8 protein-coding genes are annotated in these 6,006 nt (G+C 62.5%); 5 read left to right on the forward strand and 3 right to left on the reverse strand.

The window, feature by feature from the left end; all coding sequences use genetic code 11:
* Positions 1-150: 150 nt before the first annotated feature.
* Entirely contained in the window at positions 151-1,587 is a 1,437-nt protein-coding gene (gene cysS / locus AC1DUU_RS20775; RefSeq protein WP_476785291.1) for a cysteine--tRNA ligase, read from the reverse strand.
* A gap of 348 nt (positions 1,588-1,935) precedes the next feature.
* Between cysS and AC1DUU_RS20780 the strand changes: the two genes are divergently transcribed.
* Entirely contained in the window at positions 1,936-2,091 is a 156-nt protein-coding gene (locus AC1DUU_RS20780) for a transcriptional regulator (protein ID WP_476785292.1), read from the forward strand.
* On the opposite strand, the gene AC1DUU_RS20785 is transcribed toward AC1DUU_RS20780, so the two are convergent.
* Both AC1DUU_RS20785 and AC1DUU_RS20790 read right to left on the reverse strand, forming a co-directional pair.
* Entirely contained in the window at positions 2,088-2,693 is a 606-nt protein-coding gene (locus tag AC1DUU_RS20785) for a LysE/ArgO family amino acid transporter (RefSeq protein ID WP_476785298.1), read from the reverse strand. The two genes, AC1DUU_RS20780 and AC1DUU_RS20785, sit on opposite strands and share 4 nt — an antisense overlap.
* A gap of 32 nt (positions 2,694-2,725) precedes the next feature.
* Entirely contained in the window at positions 2,726-3,496 is a 771-nt protein-coding gene (locus tag AC1DUU_RS20790; protein ID WP_476785293.1) for an SOS response-associated peptidase, read from the reverse strand.
* 116 nt (positions 3,497-3,612) lie between these two features.
* On the opposite strand from AC1DUU_RS20790, the gene AC1DUU_RS20795 reads away from it, so the two are divergent.
* The 4 genes from AC1DUU_RS20795 to AC1DUU_RS20810 all read left to right on the forward strand — a co-directional run bounded on the left by AC1DUU_RS20795 (position 3,613) and on the right by AC1DUU_RS20810 (position 5,790).
* Positions 3,613-4,035 carry an NUDIX hydrolase gene (locus tag AC1DUU_RS20795; protein ID WP_476785294.1) on the forward strand — a complete coding sequence of 141 codons (423 nt, stop codon included), beginning with the start codon at positions 3,613-3,615 and terminating at the stop codon, positions 4,033-4,035.
* Between the two features lie 48 nt (positions 4,036-4,083).
* Positions 4,084-4,461 carry a TIGR02301 family protein gene (locus AC1DUU_RS20800; protein WP_476785295.1) on the forward strand — a complete coding sequence of 126 codons (378 nt, stop codon included), beginning with the start codon at positions 4,084-4,086 and terminating at the stop codon, positions 4,459-4,461.
* A gap of 133 nt (positions 4,462-4,594) precedes the next feature.
* Positions 4,595-4,852: a hypothetical protein gene (locus tag AC1DUU_RS20805; protein ID WP_476785296.1), complete on the forward strand. Its 258-nt coding sequence runs from the start codon at positions 4,595-4,597 to the stop codon at positions 4,850-4,852.
* A 128-nt stretch (positions 4,853-4,980) separates the two neighbouring features.
* Positions 4,981-5,790 (forward strand): hypothetical protein, encoded by an 810-nt coding sequence (locus AC1DUU_RS20810; protein ID WP_476785297.1) that lies wholly within the window; start codon positions 4,981-4,983, stop codon positions 5,788-5,790.
* Positions 5,791-6,006 lie beyond the last annotated feature (216 nt).

Raw genomic sequence — 6,006 nt, forward strand, 5'->3', positions numbered from 1 at the left:
CACTGTCATCTACCGACCAGCCCAATCGCCAACGTTTCAAGCCAAGGCAAAACGCCGCCACAGCATGATCTCCCCCCTTGAGGGGGAGATGCCCGGCAGGGCAGAGGGGGGCATACAGCCCCAACCTATCCACGCCGTGCACCACCATCATCACCGCTTGACCTCCCAGGTCGTCACGCGCTCGCCCGAAACCGGATCCTTGCCGTCCTTGAGCTGCACGCCCTGCGCCAGAAGCTCGTCGCGAATGCGATCCGCCTCGGCCCAGTTTTTGGCAGCGATGAAGGCGAGGCGTTCCGCGATCACGTCGGCAACAGCAGCCTCGTCGACCTCGGCCGCATCCAGCCCAAAACCGAGAAACAGCAGTGCCGCTTTCAATCTCGCAGCCGCTTCGACATTCGCAGCCGCCTCGCTCGCCAGCTGCGACAACCCATGGAACGCGGTGGCCGTTGCCAGGTCATCGCTCAGCGCCGCAACCAGTGCTTCGGGAACGTGACTGTCCGCCGTGCCAGCCGCGTCTGCCGCGCGCTTCCATTTGCGAAGCGTGTTCTCGGCCTCCTCCAGCTTCCTCACGCTAAAATCGATCGGCTCGCGATAATGCGTCATCAGCATCGCCAGCCTGAGCACCTCGCCCGGCCATTTACGGCCGCCGAAACGCTCGGTCTCCAGCAGTTCCTGGATGGTGAAGAAGTTGCCCAGGCTCTTGGACATCTTCTGGCCCTCGACCTGAAGGAAGCCGTTGTGCATCCAGTAGTTGGCCATGACTTCGGTGCCGTGGGCGCAGCGCGACTGGGCGATCTCGTTTTCATGATGCGGGAAGATCAGGTCGAGCCCGCCGCCATGAATGTCGAAGACCTCGCCGAGATAGGCCGATGCCATGGCCGAGCACTCGATGTGCCAGCCGGGGCGGCCGCGGCCCCAGGGGCTTTCCCAGCCCGGCTCTTCGGCCGAGGACGCCTTCCACAAAACGAAATCGCCGGGGTTCTTCTTGTGCGCCTCGACCTCGACGCGGGCGCCTGCCTGCTGCTCGTCGAGATTGCGCTTCGACAATTGCCCGTAGTCCGCCATCGAGCCGGTGTCGAACAGCACCTCGCCTTCAGCTTCATAGGCATGGCCGCGTTCGATGAGGCTGAGAATCAAGGTGATCATGTCGGCGCGGCCGTCGGCACGCGGCTGCACGAACTCCGTTGCCCGCGGCTCGACGGTCGGCTCGAGGCAGCCCAACGCCTTGACGTCGGCCTGGTACTGGTTCGCCGTCTTTTCGGTGACGCGCCTGATCGCCTCGTTGAGCGGCAGATCGGGGAAGTCGCGCAGGGCGCGCGCGTTGATCTTGTCATCGAGGTCGGTGAGGTTGCGCACATAGGTGACGTGATCGGCGCCATAGACATGGCGCAGCAGGCGGAACAGCACGTCGAAAACGATCGCCGGGCGCGCATTGCCGATATGGGCGAAGTCGTAGACGGTCGGCCCGCAGACATACATCCGCACGTTTAGCGGATCGATAGGCACGAAGTCTTCCTTCGTGCGCGTCAGCGTGTTGGTAAGGCGCAAGCCCTTGAATGCCGCAGGCTTTTTCATTGAATCAGACATGCTTCTCCCCTGGCCTGCTGGCCCGGGCGTTTGACCTGTCTCGTGTGAAGATGAGGCGAAAACGTCCTGACCAGCGCGAACGCTAGCCAATAATGCAAGTGCCGGAAATGGCGAAAGACGTTTTCATCACGGGCTTTATCGCCTCACGAACCTGTTGCCGTCAAGACGCAGCGACATGAAACTTTACCGCCCGAACCGGAACGAACGCAGTACCGAAACAATTTATTAAGCATCCCGGCACGTTAATGAAACATTGCCCGGATAAAAGGCGCTGCATGCCACGAATTCGACCGAATCCGTAAGCAAATGCAGCCGCTCTCAACAGAGCTGACTTTAGGGAAGAGACCAATGAAACGAAAACAAGCCGAAGCAGACCGAGCGCGTAGCCAGTACGCCGAGCTCGCCAAGCACTACCGGGCCATCGGCCCCGCAGCAATTCTTGCCGCGCTGATCTGCGCGCCGAAGAAAGACAAGGCACAGCCCAAGCTTACCAAGGCAGCCTAGGCCCGGCTCACCAGGCTGAGACCGATCGCGGTCATCACCACGCCGATCAGAAGATCGAGCACGCGCCACGCGGCAGGCCGGGCAAAGACCGGCTCGAGAAGCCGGGCGCCATAGCCGAGCCCGAAGAACCAGACGAACGATGCGGTCGCAGCGCCGAGCCCATAGGCAAGGCGCGCCTGACCTTCGTAGGCGGCCGAAAGGCCGCCCAACAGCACCACCGTGTCGAGATAGACATGCGGGTTGAGGAAGGTGAAGGCGAGACAGGCGGCGACAGCCGGCCACAGCCTCGTCTCGCCCGATTCGGCCGCCTGCAGCACTTCGGGCTTCAGGGCGCGGCGAAAGGCGATCGCCGCATAGGTGAACAGGAACAGTGCGCCGCCGACCGTCACCGCCATGATCAGGTTCGGCGATTGCGAAATCAGCGTGCCTAGCCCGGCGACGCCAGCGGCGATCAGCAATGCGTCCGACAGCGCGCAGATCAGACTCAAGATGAAAACGTGCTGGCGCAGCAGCCCCTGGCGCAGGATGAACGCGTTCTGCGCGCCGATCGCGATGATCAGCGACGCACCAAGCAGAAAACCGGAAATGGCGGCGGAAACGATGGGCGTGGACACGCAGACCTTCTAGCGTGACCTCAAAACAGTTTCATCTGGTCGTCGTCGCTGGACTTACGCTTTTCCACTTTTGGCTTGGCGGGCGCTGCTTCAGGCAGCGGTTCGACCCGCTCCTGGATTTCGGTCCCGACATTGGCGACCTTGTTGACCAGTTCCGACACCGGAATCTGCTCGAAGAAATCGGTCTGTGCCGGGCGCATCAGTTCGGCGACGTCGCGCGGCTCCTGGGTGCGGCAGTCGAGCCAGCGGGCGAAATCCTCAGGCTGGATGACTACCGGCATGCGGTCGTGGATATGCAGGATGTCGGCACTTGCGCTGGTGGTCAGGATGGCTGCGGTGTCCATCTCCGAGCCGCCCGGCTCGCTCCAAGTTTCCATAAGCCCGGCCAGCGCCACCAGACCGCCTTTGCGCGGCCTCAGCCAATAGGGCTGGCGCCGGTTGCCCGGCAGCTTTTTCCATTCGTAGAAGCCGGAAACCGGGATCAGCGCGCGCCTGTGGCGCATCGCGGCCTTGAACGAGGCCTTTTCGATCGCCGATTCGGAACGCGCGTTGATCAAAAGCGGCATGTCGGCCGGGTTCTTCGTCCAGGCGGGGATCAGCCCCCACCGCGCCAGCAGCGCCATGCGGTCGGGCAGGTTCGAGCCGGGCGGACGCTGCGGGCCGGCCAACACAACGAGAATCGGCTGCGTCGGCGCCACATTGTAGCGCGGCGGAAAACTTTCGAGATCTCCGACGCCCAGAAAGGCGGCCGTTTCGTCGGGTGACGCCAGAACCGCTATTCGTCCGCACATGATTTTTGGCCTTCGCTCATACTCGTCCTGAAAGTGGCGATGGATCGCTGCGACCGCAACCGCTAAAGCAGTCTCGGCCCGCCGCTCCCCAATGGAGCAAGGCCAAGGGTGGTGAGATGATCGACGCAACAATAGTCCCCGCAGTTTCGGTCGCCGTGTTGCGCGACCGCGCGATCATGCTCGTTCGCCGTGGCCGCGCGCCTTCCAAGGGCCTCTATGCCTTTCCCGGCGGTCGGGTCGAAGCCGATGAAACCCTTGAGGACGCCGCCCGCCGCGAACTCATGGAAGAGACCGGCATCGCTGTCGGCACGCTGGTGCCGCTGCGCGAGATCCTCATCGACAGTCGAGCCGAAGGTGCTTCGGTCTACCTGCTCACCGTCTTCGGCGCGCGTCATATCGGCGGCGAACCGATCAGCGGCGACGACGCCGACGAGGCGGCGTTTCATGACCTCGAAGAGATCAAGCGCCTGCCGCTGACCGATTCGACGCTGGAGATCGTGCTTGAACTTCTGGACGGCCACGTAATTCTGCCGGGATAGACCGAGCTGCAGCCTTGCCGGCGACAAATTGTTTCGCCACAAAAGCTTATGAGCCGCGCTTCGACCTTGTTGATTGCCATGACGCTTGCCGCGAGCACCGTGTTCGCAGCACCGGCGCGGGCTGTCGACGCTCMCTTCGAGCCCGGCCTGCTGCGGCTGGCCGAAGTCTTGGGGTCGCTGCATTTCCTGCGCAATCTGTGCGGCGAAAAGGGCACCGAATGGCGCGGCGAGATGGAAAAGCTGCTCCAGGCCGAGAATCCCTCGCACGAGCGCCGCGCCCGGTTCATCGCCAGTTTCAACCGCGGCTATCGCTCTTTCGACGGCGCCTACACTGCCTGCACGCCGTCCGCGACTGCGGCKATTGCCCGCTACATGAAGGAAGGCGAGGCACTCAGCCGCGACATCGCCTCGCGCTACGGTAATTAACAGGCTATTTACTTTCTCGGCATTGCCGAGGGTACACGGCCTGCCGATTGTGTTAGCTGTCTTAACGGGACATTAAAGGGATAGCTCAAGTTGATCCGAATCACCGGGTCGCTTGGCAGGGTGAAAGACCGAAATGGAACAAAGCGTAACCGACATCGACGCCCTGGTTCGGGAAGAAAAGCGCCTGACCGCCGTCGAGAGCCACAATGAGGCATGGGCCGAGGGACTGTCCGCCGGCATCGAGCCCGAGATCATCGCCGAAGCAGCGCTAGCGACCGCTTTTGCCGAGATCGTGGCCGCCAATGGCGAGCGCGCTGCCCTTGCAATGCTCGACCGCATGCGTGCCAAGGTCGAGGCTGGCGACTTCGAGCCGCTGCGCCTGCGGCATTGAGCCCAACCCCAGTTCTTTGACTAGCCGACACGGTTTCGCCATCATGCCGGGCAGATTTGAAGTGGTGGAGCGTCACTAGCGCATCCGATAGGACGCGCGGCACTCTAGARTACCGGAGCCTGGAATTGATGCGGCCACAGACTGATACGGCGCCCCGAGGCGCATTGAAACTTGCTGTTCTCGGCCTTGCCGCGTCGCTTGTCCTGCCGCTTCATGCCTCAACGGCGTTCGCACTGAGCGAGATCAAGCGCGAAGAGATTCCTGCACCTGTCACGCCGCAAAAGCCCGCGACGGATCAGGGCACGCCGGAAAAGTCAGTGCCAATGCCCGACCCGATCCAGACGCCGCCGGCAGCCAATCCCCCTGCCACCGACCAAGCGCCCGAAGACCAGCAGACCGAACCCCAGGACGAGCCGGCAACGCCTGACGCCACTGGACCTGCCGCGCCACATCTCGACACCGAGGGACCACTGCCCGAGATCGTCTATGATCTCAGCCGCCTGCCCGAGCCGGTCGCGCGCATGCGCAGCCTGCTCGTCGAAGCCGCCAAGACCGGTGACATCGAAAAGCTTCGACCGCTGATCGGCAAGGGCGATGCCATGCCGCAGTTGTCTTTCACCGAAGTCGAAGGCGACCCGATCGCCTTCATCAAGGGGCTGTCCGGCGACGGCGAAGGCCAGGAAATCCTCGCCATCATGGAAGAGGTTCTGAATGCGGGCTACGTCCATCTCGGCGAAGGCACCGACGAGGACCTCTATGTCTGGCCCTATTTCTTCGGCATCCCACTCGACAAGCTCGATCCGCGCCAGAAAGTCGAACTGTTCAAGATCGTCACCGCCGGCGACTACGAGGACATGAAGCAATACGGCGCTTACGTCTTCTACCGCCTCGGCATCACGCCCGAGGGCCGCTGGGCGTTCTTCGTCGCCGGCGATTGATCTTTTTTCCTTGTAACTTGAACGTTGCCGCATCTGCTATTGCTAGCGGTGCGGTGGCGGACGGGAGACCGAAGTTCCTTTGGGACACCAAGCCCGTGGGAGAGCTTGGGTCTTCGTCCGCCGTTCCATCGACCCCGAACAGTCGCCAGGGCCGCAAGCGAAGCCCGATTAGGCAAGGATGGGAGAAGATGGACGCTGCTTTTGTCGTTGTAGGGA

It is taken from the genome of Aminobacter sp. P4_H6_2 (assembly GCF_056400805.1).